General features: G+C 63.3%; 12 protein-coding genes. 8 read left to right on the top strand and 4 right to left on the bottom strand.

The genetic code is table 11. The features are described from left to right. Positions 1-8 precede the first annotated feature (8 nt). Positions 9-845: a Bug family tripartite tricarboxylate transporter substrate binding protein gene (locus tag ACCC97_RS11145; protein WP_413332791.1), complete on the bottom strand. Its 837-nt coding sequence runs from the start codon at positions 843-845 to the stop codon at positions 9-11. 492 nt (positions 846-1,337) lie between these two features. Between ACCC97_RS11145 and ACCC97_RS11140 the strand changes: the two genes are divergently transcribed. Continuing rightward, complete coding sequence (locus tag ACCC97_RS11140; protein WP_307614363.1) at positions 1,338-2,054, top strand: IclR family transcriptional regulator; 717 nt, start codon at positions 1,338-1,340, stop codon at positions 2,052-2,054. Positions 2,055-2,122: 68 nt separating this feature from the next. Here the strand turns inward: ACCC97_RS11140 and ACCC97_RS11135 are convergent, their stop codons facing one another. Genes ACCC97_RS11135 through gstA (ACCC97_RS11125) form a run of 3 tightly spaced genes read right to left on the bottom strand, consistent with a single transcriptional unit; the run spans position 2,123 to position 4,877 of the window. After that, the gene (locus ACCC97_RS11135) at positions 2,123-3,121 is read right to left on the bottom strand and encodes a Bug family tripartite tricarboxylate transporter substrate binding protein (RefSeq protein ID WP_261380352.1); all 999 of its coding nucleotides are present in this window, start codon (positions 3,119-3,121) and stop codon (positions 2,123-2,125) included. A gap of 52 nt (positions 3,122-3,173) precedes the next feature. Further along, positions 3,174-4,229, bottom strand: coding sequence for a cyclase family protein (locus ACCC97_RS11130; protein WP_145745767.1), 1,056 nt, complete (start codon positions 4,227-4,229; stop codon positions 3,174-3,176). 21 nt (positions 4,230-4,250) lie between these two features. Continuing rightward, positions 4,251-4,877: a glutathione transferase GstA gene (gene gstA / locus ACCC97_RS11125; protein WP_209535083.1), complete on the bottom strand. Its 627-nt coding sequence runs from the start codon at positions 4,875-4,877 to the stop codon at positions 4,251-4,253. Between the two features lie 213 nt (positions 4,878-5,090). Between gstA (ACCC97_RS11125) and ACCC97_RS11120 the strand changes: the two genes are divergently transcribed. The 7 genes from ACCC97_RS11120 to ACCC97_RS11090 all read left to right on the top strand — a co-directional run bounded on the left by ACCC97_RS11120 (position 5,091) and on the right by ACCC97_RS11090 (position 13,651). After that, the gene (locus ACCC97_RS11120) at positions 5,091-5,921 is read left to right on the top strand and encodes an IclR family transcriptional regulator (RefSeq protein WP_145745769.1); all 831 of its coding nucleotides are present in this window, start codon (positions 5,091-5,093) and stop codon (positions 5,919-5,921) included. Between the two features lie 114 nt (positions 5,922-6,035). Continuing rightward, positions 6,036-7,022: a Bug family tripartite tricarboxylate transporter substrate binding protein gene (locus ACCC97_RS11115; RefSeq protein WP_145745770.1), complete on the top strand. Its 987-nt coding sequence runs from the start codon at positions 6,036-6,038 to the stop codon at positions 7,020-7,022. Between the two features lie 119 nt (positions 7,023-7,141). Then, on the top strand, positions 7,142-8,122 hold the full coding sequence (locus ACCC97_RS11110) for a tripartite tricarboxylate transporter substrate binding protein (RefSeq protein WP_145745771.1): 981 nt from the start codon (positions 7,142-7,144) through the stop codon (positions 8,120-8,122). 82 nt (positions 8,123-8,204) lie between these two features. Next, the gene (gstA, locus tag ACCC97_RS11105) at positions 8,205-8,852 is read left to right on the top strand and encodes a glutathione transferase GstA (RefSeq protein ID WP_145745772.1); all 648 of its coding nucleotides are present in this window, start codon (positions 8,205-8,207) and stop codon (positions 8,850-8,852) included. 426 nt (positions 8,853-9,278) lie between these two features. Next, positions 9,279-10,733 carry an aldehyde dehydrogenase family protein gene (locus ACCC97_RS11100; RefSeq protein ID WP_145745773.1) on the top strand — a complete coding sequence of 485 codons (1,455 nt, stop codon included), beginning with the start codon at positions 9,279-9,281 and terminating at the stop codon, positions 10,731-10,733. Between the two features lie 36 nt (positions 10,734-10,769). Continuing rightward, positions 10,770-11,441, top strand: coding sequence for a cytochrome b (locus ACCC97_RS11095; RefSeq protein ID WP_145745774.1), 672 nt, complete (start codon positions 10,770-10,772; stop codon positions 11,439-11,441). An 89-nt stretch (positions 11,442-11,530) separates the two neighbouring features. Continuing rightward, the gene (locus ACCC97_RS11090; RefSeq protein WP_413332786.1) at positions 11,531-13,651 is read left to right on the top strand and encodes a TonB-dependent receptor; all 2,121 of its coding nucleotides are present in this window, start codon (positions 11,531-11,533) and stop codon (positions 13,649-13,651) included. Positions 13,652-13,679 lie beyond the last annotated feature (28 nt).

The raw sequence follows: 13,679 nt of genomic DNA, 5'->3' as shown, positions 1-13,679 counted from the left end.
TGTTCCTCTTATTGCACCTTGATGCCGCGCTCGCGCACCAGCTTGCCGACACGCTCGGCGTCGACGGCGATCTGCGCGTCGAGCTCCGCGGGCTTTGAAGCCCCGGCCCGCAGGCCTCGGGCGGACGCCCAGGCCGGCAGGTCGGGAGCGGCCAGCACCTTGGCCAGGGCTGCGTTCATTCGCGCCAGGATTTCTGCAAGGGTGCCTGCCTTGGCATGCAGCGAGTAGGAGGTGGACAGCAGCATGTCGGACCCGCCGGCCTCGGTGATCGTCGGCACATTCGGTGCCACCGGCGTGCGCGCGCTGGCGCCGACAGCCAGCAGCTTCAGGCTGCCCTTTTGCACATGGGGCAGCAGAGCCTCCACGCCGCCCGATGTCGCCACCACCTGGCCACCGAGCATGGCGGGAATGACTTCCGCGAGCGCCTTGTACGGCACATGCAGGAACTGCACGCCGGTGCCTGCTTGCAGCAACTCCATGTTCAGGTGCATGACGCTGCCAACGCCGCCGGTGCCGAACGGCACCTCCCCGGGATGCGCCTTGACGTGGGCGATGAAGGATCTGAAATCGTTGGCAGGCACCTGCGCACTGACCACGAGATACAGATTCACGTCGGCGATGTTGCTGACCGAGACGAGATCCTTCCGGGGGTCGAACGGCAGCGGCTGGTAGAGCAGCGGATTGACCGTGAGGGTGAGCCGGTCGACCAGCAGGAAGGTATAGCCGTCGGCCGGCGACTTCACTACCTCCGACGTCCCGATGATCGCGTTGGCCCCCGCCTTGTTTTCCACGACGAAGGCGGTCTTGAGCTCCTTCGCCATTCCTTCCGTCACCAGGCGAGCCATCACGTCCGGCCCCGTACCTGGCGGGTACGGAACGACGATGCGGATCGGCCGGGATGGCCAACCGCCCTCGGCCCAGGCTGGAGCCGGGGCCAGACACGCGGCGAAAAGCATCGCCAGGGCGGCACATGTTTGCCGAAAGCAATTCCTGTTCATCTCGAACTCCTGAACACCCCGACTGACGACGTTCGGCTTCGAGCGGGGCGTGCGCTCGCTGGGCCGGGGCCAACGGCCCGACTACCCCTGCCAGAGCTCTTTCATTCTGCGAGGAATTTTGCAAGTTTATCGATTGGACAAAACAATGCAATATTGTTTGTCATTTTCAAGCACATAACATGCATATTTTTCTCAATGCGAGATATTGATCGATCATTTCGAAGCGAGCAAGAAGCCGACAACGGCGCCGATGCTTCGATTAACCTTCCGGGTTTGCCAAGACATGCCGCCCACCCATGACGCCACGCGCTGCCAACGCCCATGAATAGCCTCAGTCGCATGCTCGAGGTGCTGAATCTGTTCAAGCCGGAACAGCCCGTGATTGACATCGAGGTCATCTGCTCGCAGTTGGGTTACACGTCCGCGAGCGCATACCGCTATGTGAAGGAGCTGTCCAACGCGGGCCTGCTCGTTCGCCTGCCCCGCGGTTACGCCCTGGGGCCGCGAATCATCGAACTCGATCGGCACATGACTCAGTTCGACCCATTGCTGGCAGCCAGCCGCGACATCGTGGGCGACCTGATCGCCCAGACCCATCTGGAACTGCTGATCAGCGAGCTCTACGACTCGACCGTGATCAACATCCTGCAGCGCTCCGGTGCCGACGAGCAGGCGCTGAACTTCGGACGCGGCAGACCCATGGACTTGTTTCGCAGCGCGACGGCCAAGGTGATCCTGGCGTACCTGCTGCCGCGTCAGTTGAAGCGGCTCTTCGACAACGCCGCGCCAGGAGACCTGGAGCGCATCGGGCTGACCTGGAAAGACTTCTCCAAGGCCATGCTGCGCATCCGCAAGGACGGCTACTGCATCAGCGAGGGCGAACTCGATCCCGGCAAGAGTGGTATCGCCGCGCCGATCTTCGACGAGAAGGGACGCATCCTCGGCAGCATCACCCTGGCGGGAAACTCCGAACGGTTCAATGCCTTCAACCGGGAGTTCCTCTCGACGCTGATGATCGACGCCGCGCGCAAGATCACGTCGCGGATCGCTGGCTAGGGCGGCCAACTCGGCACTCCCTTTAGCTCACGAACGCACCGAGTCTGGCGCAAGGTTTGTCATGGCCGTCAATCGGCCACCTTGATCTTGCGCTCCGAGACCACGCGCTGATAGATCGCCTTGCCTTGGGTGATTCGCGCCTGCATCTGTTCGGGAGTGCTGTAGGCCGCGGTGAAACCCAGGTTGTCGAATGCGTGGCTGACCGCGGGCGCCGCAAGCGCCGTCTTCATGGCGCCGTTGAGCTTCGCCAGTACTTCCGGTGGCGTCCCTCCGGGCGCGAGCAGGCCGAAGAAGCCGGTAATGGCCAGGTCGGGCAGCCCCACTTCCAACGCGGTGGGAATGGACGGGAACAGGCGGTCGCGCGTGTCGCCCGTGATGAACAGCGGCACCAGTTGATTGGAGCGCAACGCGCCGATGAGCGGCGAGACGACCTCGTCCATCAGTTGGGCATCGCCCTTCAGAAGCCCCTCCTTCGCCGAGGCGGCCCCTCTGTAAGGCACGTGAACCAGTTGGATGCCGGTGACCGACATGAGTATTTCGCCCAGCAGATGATTGCTCGACCCCGTCCCGGCCGATGCGAAGTTCAACTCACCAGGCCGTCGCTTTGCCAGCGCGACAAATTCAGCCAGCGTTTTCGCGCCGGTGGCAGGCGTCGTCACGAAGACAAAGGGCTGGGTCGCGCCAAGGCTGACGGGAGCCAGGCTCGCCGCATGCCCCCGGTCCGGATAAAGCACCGGCCCAGCCGTCAGGGTGCTCCCGCTCCCCCAGAGAAGCGTGTAGCCGTCGGCCTTCGCCGAAGCGGCGTATTTCGTCCCGATACGCCCCCCTGCACCCGGCTTGTTGTCGACTATGACAGGCTGGCCCAGGGCGACCGAGAGTTCCTGCGCAACCGCACGGGCAGAGATATCAGTGGAGCCCCCTGGCTCGAACGAGACGACGAGCGTGATCGGCCTGGACGGATAGGCCTGGGCACCGGCCGGCTGCACGAGGGACAGCGCAGTGGCAAGGACGCAGCAAGCCAGGAAGGCCATGCGCAAAAGCGCCGGGTGCAAGCGATTCATCATCATGGGCAGCCTCTTCAAGTGAAAGGGAACGCCGAAGCCCCGCGCCGAGGCGCGCTCAAACAGTGGCAATGGGCGTGACAGGCGAACCTGCGGCACCGGGAAGATTCAATGGCGGCGCAGTCAGAAGGAAACGGCTTCGCTCGTTCTTTCTCAGCCAGCGCGCGAGTTCGCCCAATCGCCACAACTCGCCCAGGTGGATGCCGTTCTTGAAAAGGCAGTGCTCGTGCAGCGGCAGCATTGCGTGCCTGGCGCTCTGGCGCATGGCTTTGGGCATCAACTCCACCGCGAAGTTGTCCGAGATCAGCGCAGCAATGCCTGTGTCGGTGATCCACTGAAGCAACCGCTGGTCGCCGCCATCCAAGCCAGCACAGGAATGAAGCAGTTTCTCGGCGACGGGCTTCCTGTTCATGCCGAGGATCAGGTCGTCGAGGCCGGTGTAGAGGCAGACCATGTCTCCGCGCTCTATGACCACCCGATCCTCCTGCAGGATTCGCATCAGGTCCGCATAGCCGACGGGATGATTCTCCTCGCCGTAGTGGCGATTCAGGTCGATCATGACCGCGCGCCCCTGCACGCCGTGGCTGGCCAGTTGCTCGATGCCAAGCGCGCTTGCCGTCGGGTCCTCGTAGGTGTCCCATCGCACGGCGCCTTCGGCACGGCGTGCCGGCTTGACGTGCTCTCCGCCCCGGTAGCCGTTGTAGAAGACGATCTCGTCGACGCCATCACCGTCGGCGTCAAACTCCGCGCCGACGTGCGCCAAGCCGTCCCACTGCGTGGAGTACTGCGTGTGCAGGACCACGACGTCATCCGAATAGACGTCGGAATAAAAAGGATTCTCGCGGGAGAGCGCAAAGCAGAAGCACTGCTCGCCCTCGTTCTTTCCGCCCCGCAGCGTGGCGAAGCGCCGAGGGCCATGGCGGCGCGGATGCAGTGCCGTGCCGCCGGGGTAGTCCAGCGGAAGCGACAAGCTGAATGTCAGCCCCTCTTTCGCCTCCTCGAGCCCCTTCAGCACTTGCGGCCGGCCAACGAGGTTCATCGATCCGCGCTGATCGTCGTTCCCGAAGAGGCCCCAGTTCGAACCCGGCGGCCTTTGCTTCCATCGGTTCGTCATGGCGATCTTTCTTCGGGCGCCTCAGGCGGCGGCACGGGCGGCGATCTCCTGCCGCTCCGCATTCAGTGCCGCCCGAACGCTCTCACGTTGCTCGATGCGTTCGAGATAGGCATTCAGGCTGGGCCATTGCGAAAGATCGATGTCGTGGACGTGGCTCCACATGACGATGGTGTAACAGTAGGCGTCGGCAACCGTGAAGCGATCGCCGTGCAGGTACTCGCGCCCCGACAGCGCGGTGTCGAGCCAGGCCAGCCGCTTGTTCAGGTTCTCTATCGCCAGCACCCGATACGCGGGAGGCGTGGTCGGTCGGAACAACGGAGTGAAGCCCTTGTGCAGTTCCGAACCGATGAAGTTGAGCCACTCGATGACACGGTATCGGTCCATCACGGCACCGGCAGCCAGCAACCCGCTTCCCGGCTTCATGTCGGCCAGGTACTGCACGATCACCGGGCCTTCGGTCAGCAACTCCCCTGCGTCGGTCTCCAAGGTCGGAACCTGTCCCTTCGGGTTGATGGCGAAGTAGTCGCCTCCGTCTTTGAGCTTCTTGGCGCGCACATCCACCCAGATCAGTTCCAGCGGGATACCCGCTTCTCGCGCCACGATGTCGACGGCCAGCGAGCATGCGGTGGGTGTCAGGTACAGCTTCATGTGTTTCCTCAGTCAGTTGCGGGGTCTCGCGCCATGCCAGCGCCGTCAGGTCAAATTGCCATTTTTCCCATATTCCGATAATTTATTTATTTCGTCAACACATCACCCACGAACCCGCATCGGCCATCCACCGGAAGGCCGGGCGCAGCCTCGAGCGACGCGGCCCCTAGAATTCCCAGCCATCGCTCAGCCGAAGGGGGAGGAGACCCATACATGCCGCGTGCAAACACAAAGACCAAGCCCCTCAAGGCGACTCCCAAGACGGCCCGCAAGGCGCGCTCGGTCGCCGTCAAGGCCCGCGATTCGGAGCAGGACTCCTCGAGCCTTTCCCGGATGCTGAGCACGCTTCAACTCTTCACGCGCGAGCACCCGGTGCTGTCGGCCGAGGAGATCGCCAAGGGCGCGGGCGTTCCCACCAGCACGGCCTATCGCTACGTGAAGCAGTTGGCAACGGCCGGCTTGTTGGTTCGCTGGAAAGGCGGCTACACGCTCGGGCCCAGCATCATGGAACTGGACCTGCAAATCAGGGAGTGCGATCCGGTCATCCGTGCGGCGTCCGAACCCATGCGCACACTGTGTGCGCAGACAGGCCTGAACGCGCTGCTGACCAAGCTCTATGGCAACAAGGTCATGACCGTGCACATCGAATCCACGAGCGACACGGGCTCGCTTGCCTACGGCCGGGGCCGGCCGCTGCCCCTGTTCCGAGGCTCCAGTTCCAAGGCCATCACCGCCTTCCTGCCGGCCGCCAAACTGCGCCGACTCTTCGAGAACGGCGAGGCGCAGGGCGACGAACAGCTCAACGACTGGGAGAGCTTCCACGCCAGCATGTCGAACATCAGACGCCAGGGTTTCGCCCTCTCCGTCGGAGAGCTCAACAGCGGCATCGAAGGCATCTCCGCGCCCGTCTTCATCGAATCCCGGCAGGTCGTGGGCAGCATCACCCTCATTGGCGATGCGGCGCGCATGGCACTGCTGCGCGAGGAGGTCGTCATCGAAATGGTGAAAGCTGCGGCAGCCACGGTCAGCAGCGCCCTGCAGTAACGCGCCGGTAAAGCACCGCGCTTTCGCGCCCCGGAAAAGCCGGCATTTCTTTCTTGTTTGATTTTTTCCCAAAATATGAGAAAGTTCTTCTGACACGACACTGAAAGGCCGACCATGGTGCTTCGCTTGCTCCGAGACGCGCTGAAGATCGGACTTCTGGCTGCAGTGCCGCTCTCGGCCTGGACTCAACCTCAGGCGCAAGCGTTTCCCGCAAGGCCCATCACCATGGTTGTCGGCTTTGCCGCCGGCGGAGGCACGGACACGGCGGCGCGCTTGCTGGCGCAGAACCTGGCCGCCGAGTTGGGACAGCCGGTAGTGATCGAAAACAGGGCGGGCGCCGGAGGAATGATCGGAGCCGCCGCCGTAGCCAAGGCATCTGCGGATGGCTACACACTGTTCTTCGGGTCGGGCTCGGAGTTGACCGTTTTGCCGGCCCTGAAAAAGGCGGTGCCCTATGACACGCTGAAGAGCTTCAAGCCCATCACGCAAGTGGGCACCGTGTCGTTCATGCTGGTGGCGCATCCATCAGTCCCAGCCAGCAGCGTCGGCGAGTTGACCGCCCTTGCCCGGGCGAAGCCGGGGCAGCTGAGCTTCGCGTCCTACGGCGCAGGTTCGACCAATCACCTGATCGGTGAACTCTTCGCGATCAAGACGCAGACAAAACTGCTGCACGTGCCCTACAAGGGAAGCGCAGCTGCCGCGACGGACCTGGTCTCCGGTGAGGTGCAGATTGCGTTCGATACCGTGTCGGTGATGCTTCCGTATGTGCAGGCGGGAAGGCTCAAGGCACTTGGTGTCCTGTCTGCTCAGCGCACCACCCAGGCCCCCAATCTTCCAACGATGGCCGAGGCGGGTATCCCGGACCTGGTGGTTGACGGCTGGCTTGGTGTCATGGCCCCGGCGGGAACATCCGACGCCATCGTGCAACGCCTCGACAAGGCAATCGGAAACGCACTTGCCAAACCGCAGGTCGCAGAGGCCTTGGCGCAGCGCGGCGTGAAGGTATCCGGCGAAGGTCCAGGACCGTTTCGAGCCTTCATCGAACGAGATCAGGACAAGTGGCGAAGCGTTGTCCAGCACGCTCACATTCAACTCGAGTAGCCACTCCAACCCGACAGAGCACTTTTGCCGAAACCCGCATCGACGCCGGCACACGGTCGACCACCGCCGATCGACGACCCGGACCCGGCGCCGCCGAGCGCCGTCTTACTCCACTTGCCATGCTAAAGAAAATACCTCTCGCAGCGCTTGCACTGTTTACCGCTCTCGCATCCCTCAGCGCCCAGGCCGCTCCTGCATTCCCCGCAGATCGCCCGATCGCGTTGGTCGTGCCGTTTTCCGCCGGTGGCGGGACCGACATACTTGCCAGACTTGTGGCGGCCAAGCTGGGCGCGATGATTCGGCAATCCGTTGTTGTCGAGAACAAGCCGGGTGCCAACGGTGTTCTCGCGAGTCAGTATGCCGAACGAGCGAAAGCCGATGGCTACACGCTGATGTTCGGCGGCAGCTCGACCCACGTCCTGTCGCCGCTACTGTCTCCGAAGAAGCAGCAGATGGAACAAACCCGCAAGAACTTCTCGATGGTCGGCATCGTGGCGGAAACACCGCTTGTACTGGCCGTGAACGCCAAGTCTTCGTTCAAGAATCTCGATCAGCTGCTGAAGGCTTCGCGCGACCGCGAGCTGACCTTCGGCACCTTCGGCTCCGGGTCGTCTCCCCACATCATGGGGGCGCTGCTTGCGGCGCGAACCAATGCGCGTCTGCAGCATGTTCCGTACAAAGGCTCTTCGCCCGCGATCACCGAGTTGCTCGGCGGTCACATCGACAGCGTGTTCCTGACAGTCGCCGCGCTCAGCAGCCATGTCGAAGACAAGGAAGTGCGCGCCTTGGCGGTGACCGGGGCCCGCCGCGTGCAGACATTGCCCGACGTTCCCACATTCAAGGAAGCCGGCGTATCGGGTTTCGAAGACTCGGGTTGGTTCGCTGTGTTCGCACCCGCCGGGACTCCGGAGCCTGTCATGGACTTTCTTCACGATGCCATCGGGCGCGTGATGGCAACCCCGGAAGTTCAGGCCAAGTTGGTGGAGCTTGGATTGCGCAGCGCGAACAGCAGCCGTGCGCTCCAGATGGCCGTGTGGGAGCGATCCATCGTCGCCACGCAGGGCATCCTGACTCAGGTCAAGATCGAAACGGACCGGTAGCGAACCGTCGCATGAGATTCGACTCAATTCCTGGTCGGCACGACGCTGGCCATTTATGCACTAGAAGAAGATGAGAAATGTCATGAAGCTTTATCACGAGGTGCGCGGCTGCTCGCTGGCTGTCGATATCGTTGCGCGCGAACTACAAATCCCTCTTGAGCTTGAATGGGTCAACATGACCACCAAGCGTCTGAAGGACGGCACCGACTACTTTCAGGTCAACAGCAAGGGAACCGTGCCCACTCTCGAAATGGCCGACGGGCAGTATCTCAGCGAAGGCGCGGTCATCATGCAGTACTTGGCAGACCAGAGCCCGGGCAGTTCGCTGCTGGCGCCCCCGGGCACGCTCGAACGGTACCGGACGCTCGAATGGATGAGCTTCATCGGAGCGGACCTTCACAAGGGCGGCTTCATGCCGCTCTTCAAGGCGGCGACTCCTCCTGAATACAGGAGCATCGCTCGCCAATACCTCAATGGCCGACTTGGTTGGCTGAACACGCAGTTGAGCGACAGGAACTACCTCATGGGGTCCATCTTCACGATTGCGGATGCGCATTGCTACACCATTGCCATGTGGACAAGAGCCCACGCTATCGACACTGCGCCATGGCCCCACCTGGAAGCCTACCTCACCCGGACCGGTTCACGGTCCAGCGTGAAAGCGGCCGAGCAGGCAGCGCGCGAACAAGGTGAGCGTGAAAGCGCAGAGAGAATGCACAACACTCACTAACCGATTCGCGCACGCGCTCATCGCCGAGCCGACGGACGAGCGTGATCGCCCCCGTCACGGCCATCGCGCCTGAACTGGGTTACGCGATTGCGAGTGCGCTCGTCGGCGTGTCTACCGCACCTTCGAAGAGACACGCGCATCCATCGGGTGCATCGCTGGCCCGCATGCACCTCTTGACTCTATTCAATTGTCGCGGCGCTGCGCGCGCGTCTTTCGGCGCAAGTCGATGTGCCGCTCGCAGGCGGTCAAGTTCAAGCGGCACTTGACGCCGCCCGCTCCGCTGGCGACTTCGTCCAGTTGCTGATTTGGGCTAACGCGGGTGACACAGGCAAACGCACACTCGCCCTGCGCCCAGAGTTCGGCGCGACTTTCTTCAACCTGCCAGAGCCTCTGGCATTTGTGCGATTTTCATCTGGCAGATCACCCATGACCCTGCAACTGAATCACTTTATCGAGGGCGCTTTGGTCCCTGCCTCGGACCATGCCCGCATGAGCCTCGTCAGTCCTGTTGACGAACTGGAATATGCCACCGCAGCGCGCGGCACGTCCGAGGACGTGCAGCGCGCCGTAGCGGCTGCGCATGCCCAATTGGAAAGCGGCGCCTGGAAGCTACTCAGCGGAGCGCAACGCGGCCACCTGCTGAGCAAGCTGGCCGACCTCGTCGAACGCGACACTGCGCTGTTGGCCGACATGGATGCCAATGCCATCGGACGCTCGCCGATGGAGCCCCGCATGATGGACGTTCCCAATGCCGTGGCCAACTTGCGTGCCGCAGCGGGCTGGGCCAACCACCTTGAAGGCCGCGCCATCCCTACGGGCGGCTATATGGGGAATCGGACGCTCTCATACACGATCCGGGAGCCGATCGGCGTGGTCGGTGCCATCCTGCCGTGGAACTCGCCCCTGATGATCACGACATGGAAGCTGGCCGCTCTGTTGGCGGCGGGCTGCACCGTGGTGGTGAAGCCGTCAGAGGAAACGCCCCAATCCGCGCTGCATCTGGCTCTCCTCGCGCAGGAGGCGGGCTTTCCCGACGGCGTGATCAACGTGGTCACGGGCTACGGTGAGGTGGTCGGCCGTGCGCTTTGCGAGCATCCCGACGTGGCGAAGATCAGCTTTACTGGAAGCCCCGAAGCGGGACGGGCCATCCAGCGCATCGCAGCTCCGTTGTTCAAGCGAATCACACTGGAACTGGGTGGCAAGAGTCCGCAGATCGTATTTGATGATGCCTCCATGGAGGAGGCACTGCGCGGCTGCGCCATGGGCCTGTTCGTGAATCAGGGGCAGGTGTGCGCGGCTGGATCGCGGATCCTCGTGCAGCACGGCATCGCCCGCGAATTCGCGGCTGCATTGGCGGAGGCGGCGAATTCCATCACCGTGGGGGATCCGCGCCAACCCGGTGTGCAGATGGGCCCAGTGGCCAAGAAGGCGCAGTTCGACCGTGTGAATCGCTACGTGCAGATTGGCCTCGACGAAGGCGCCGAACTCCTTGCCGGCGGTGTGTCGCAGCCTGAGAGAGGATGGTTCGTGAAGCCCACCATCTTCGCCAACGCAACAAACTCAATGACGATTGCGCGGGAAGAGATTTTCGGTCCCGTGGGGACGATCATCGTCTTCGACACCGAGAAGGAAGCCATCGATCTGGCCAACGACTCCGCCTATGGCTTGGCCGCCACAGTGTGGACCAGCCACCTCGCGCGCGCTCACCGCGTCGCAGCCGCCCTCAAGGTCGGAGCCGTTGGCGTGAATTGCTGGAGCCCTCTGGATGCGAACCTGCCATGGGGTGGACTCAAGACGAGCGGCATTGGCCGCGAGGGCGGGTTGTCCGGTGCCCTCGCGTATACCGAAGAAAAGGTTGTCACCGTGCTGTTGCCAAACTGACCTTGGTGCTGCAGCCAAAAGAAGAAGGAGATTGCGATGGGTTGGCGCAACAGAATCGACGCTTACGGAAATGCCTCAATGCTGTTCCATTGGTTCACAGCGGGGGCATTCATCACCGCCTATGTGATTGCGTACTATGTGATCTGGATAGTCGATCCGGAAACAAGTATCAAGCCGGCACTCTTCGGCATCGCTCCGGAGCCTGACCGGGTCATCCCGCTCCTCAATATCCACTGGATTCTGGGTATCTCCATCGGCGTGCTCACGCTGCCGCGGCTCGTCTGGCGGCTCTGGGGAGGCGTCCCCCACCACGTCCCCGGTTCACGCCTGGAACATCTCGCCGCGGACGTGGCCCATTGGGCGCTGTACGCCTTCCTCATCCTTATGCCCGTGACAGGCTACATGACGACGTATCACCCGACTGATTTCGGGCTCTTCGTGATTCCGGCATGTCGAGACACGGCCTTTGCGGCCTGGGTCCGGGACCTCTTCGGCCTGAGTGTCAAAGACCTGGAAGACATCATGTGGTCGATTCACAGCTTCTGCGGCAAGTGGCTGGCATGGCCGCTGGTGGTGCTGCACGTCGCTGCGGCTCTTGTGCATCACTTCGTTCGCAAGGATGCCGTGCTGCGGCGGATGCTGCCGTTGAAGCCGCGACCCCAGGTCGTTCCGGCGCACGCCCACCCGGGAAAACGCTGCAACCCTTGATGTGCAAGAGCTCCGGCGCGGTTCGACCGGCCGATGCCCGGCGCGGAAACGGACGGGGTCAGAAGACCGGGGTCATGGAGGATCGTTTCATGCAAGAAGCTCGGAACCTGCTGTTCCTATCCGTGGTGGTCTGCATTGCGCAGACCAGCTTGGCAGAGCCCTCTGTTGCTCAACTGCCCACCGTGCAGGTGACGGATACGCAGGCCGAGGCCGGCAGCACCCTGTCGCTCGATGCGCCCAACAGCACCGGCTCCCGCCTGGGCCTCACTGCACGCGAGACACCGGCCAGCGTCAGCCGTCTAGAGGCGGCCGACATCGCCGAGCGTGATCTCACGCGTGCGCAGGACGTGGCCGTGCGCATGCCCGGCATCAGCGAAGCGCCCGCTCCGGGGAATGGCGGGACCAGCTTGATTGCGCGCGGCTTCGTCGGCCACAACTCGGTGGCCCAGTTGATCGACGGAACACGCCTCACCGTCGCAGCAGGCACCGTCACCTATCCCTTCTCGACCTGGCCCATGGAGTCAGTCGAGGTCCTGCGAGGCCCTGCGTCGGTGCTCTATGGCGATGGAGCCATCGGCGCGGCTGTGAACTATGTGACCAAACGCCCCGGCTTCGAGCGCACCGAGCGCGAGGCCTTCCTGAGCGTTGGCTCCTTTGGCGCTGTGCAAGGGGGCGTGGGCCTGCGCGGCCCCATCAACGATGTGCTGGCTTATTCGGTCTACCTCGATGCAGAAAGAAGCGACGGCTATCGCCAGTTCATGGATGTGCAGCGCCGCAACTACGCGCTGGCACTGGCGGTGCGCGCGAGCCGCGACATGAGCGTGACCCTCTCCCTCGACGGCGGCGTGAACGACGACGCGCGCTACTTTGGTACACCGCTGCGCAATGGTGTGTTGGACCAGCGGCTGCGCCGGACGAACTTCAACGTCTCCGACTCAGTGGTCAAGTACAACGACCGCGTCTGGCGCGCCAAGGTGGACTATCAGGTCGCCGCCGGCCTTCGCCTGCGCAACGAGACCTACCACCTCACCACCGCCCGGCACTGGCGCAACGCCGAAGACTACAGTTTCAGTACCCCGGGAACCAGCGTGGACCGCAGCGATTACCTGGAGATCCTGCACGACCAGGGGCAGACCGGCAACCGATTCGACGCGACCTTCGACGGCACGCTGGGCGGCTTGAAGAACCGCTTCATCGTGGGCCTGGACTGGTACCGTACCCGGCTCGTGCACACCAACAATTCGCCCTATGGGGGCGCCAGTGCGGGAGACCCCTACAACTTCGCGCCTGGCGTCTTCATCAGTCCTGTTCCCACCATTCCGGGCCGCGCGTCAGAGCTGGAGACCACCGCCTTGTTTGCCGAGAACGCGCTCGACCTGAATCGGGAGTGGAGGCTCGTGGCCGGCCTGCGCAGCGACCGCATGGAACTTCACAGCACGGACCTGCGCCGCGGCGTGAACCTGGTCAAGAAGTATTCGCCCATCACCGGCCGTCTTGGCGCCGTGTGGTCGCCCAGCGAGGCGCTCTCGCTCTACGGACAGTTCGGCACCGGCACCGACCCGCTTTCGGGCGCACTGTCGCTGCCCGGAGGCGGCAACACCTTCGATCTCACGAAGGGCCGCCAGGTCGAGGTAGGCGCCAAGGGCGCCGTGCCCGCCGTGCGCGGCGAATGGACGGTGGCACTGTACAAGATCGCAAAGCGCAACCTGCTCTCGCGCGATGCCGGCAATCCCAACGTCACGCAGCAGATCGGCCAGCAGTCGTCCACCGGCATCGAGCTGGCCTTCGCGGCCGAGCCCGTGCGCGGCTGGACGATCGACGCCAATGCCGCCTTCCTGCGGGCGCGCTACGACGACTTCAGGGAACTGGTCTCGGGCGCCCTGGTCTCGCGCGACGGTATGACGCCCACCGGCGTGCCCGAGCGCACGGCCAGCATCTGGACAACGTGGCGCTTCCTGCCGCAATGGCAGTTGGGCTTCGGCGCGCGCTACGTGGGTGAGAGCCAGGGCAACACCGCCAACACCACGAAGCTGCCGTCGTACGTGGTACTAGACGCGTCGCTGGCCTACGAACATTCACCCAACCTCAGGTTCAGCCTGTCCGTGAAAAACCTGGCCAATCGCGACTACGCGCTGACAGGCACCGCCAATACAAGCTGGCTGCTGGGTACTCCGCGCACAGTGCAACTCACGGCGCGAGCGAGCTTCTGATCCGCGCCTGCTGTACAGCAGGCGCGGA

The sequence above is a fragment of the Variovorax sp. Varisp85 genome (assembly GCF_047304045.1).
Classification (GTDB): Bacteria; Pseudomonadota; Gammaproteobacteria; order Burkholderiales; family Burkholderiaceae_C; genus Variovorax.
This window is presented reverse-complemented; position numbering and strand designations above follow the sequence as displayed.

Excerpts from the sequence above, each read along its gene's own strand:
- ACCC97_RS11145 (WP_413332791.1), bottom strand. The coding sequence starts at position 845 with ATGGCTCGCCTGGTGACGGAAGGAATGGCGAAGGAGCTCAAGACCGCC.
- ACCC97_RS11140 (WP_307614363.1), top strand. The coding sequence starts at position 1,338 with ATGCTCGAGGTGCTGAATCTGTTCAAGCCGGAACAGCCCGTGATTGAC.
- ACCC97_RS11135 (WP_261380352.1), bottom strand. The coding sequence starts at position 3,121 with ATGATGATGAATCGCTTGCACCCGGCGCTTTTGCGCATGGCCTTCCTG.
- ACCC97_RS11130 (WP_145745767.1), bottom strand. The coding sequence starts at position 4,229 with ATGACGAACCGATGGAAGCAAAGGCCGCCGGGTTCGAACTGGGGCCTC.
- gstA (WP_209535083.1), bottom strand. The coding sequence starts at position 4,877 with ATGAAGCTGTACCTGACACCCACCGCATGCTCGCTGGCCGTCGACATC.
- ACCC97_RS11120 (WP_145745769.1), top strand. The coding sequence starts at position 5,091 with ATGCCGCGTGCAAACACAAAGACCAAGCCCCTCAAGGCGACTCCCAAG.
- ACCC97_RS11115 (WP_145745770.1), top strand. The coding sequence starts at position 6,036 with ATGGTGCTTCGCTTGCTCCGAGACGCGCTGAAGATCGGACTTCTGGCT.
- ACCC97_RS11110 (WP_145745771.1), top strand. The coding sequence starts at position 7,142 with ATGCTAAAGAAAATACCTCTCGCAGCGCTTGCACTGTTTACCGCTCTC.
- gstA (WP_145745772.1), top strand. The coding sequence starts at position 8,205 with ATGAAGCTTTATCACGAGGTGCGCGGCTGCTCGCTGGCTGTCGATATC.
- ACCC97_RS11100 (WP_145745773.1), top strand. The coding sequence starts at position 9,279 with ATGACCCTGCAACTGAATCACTTTATCGAGGGCGCTTTGGTCCCTGCC.
- ACCC97_RS11095 (WP_145745774.1), top strand. The coding sequence starts at position 10,770 with ATGGGTTGGCGCAACAGAATCGACGCTTACGGAAATGCCTCAATGCTG.
- ACCC97_RS11090 (WP_413332786.1), top strand. The coding sequence starts at position 11,531 with ATGCAAGAAGCTCGGAACCTGCTGTTCCTATCCGTGGTGGTCTGCATT.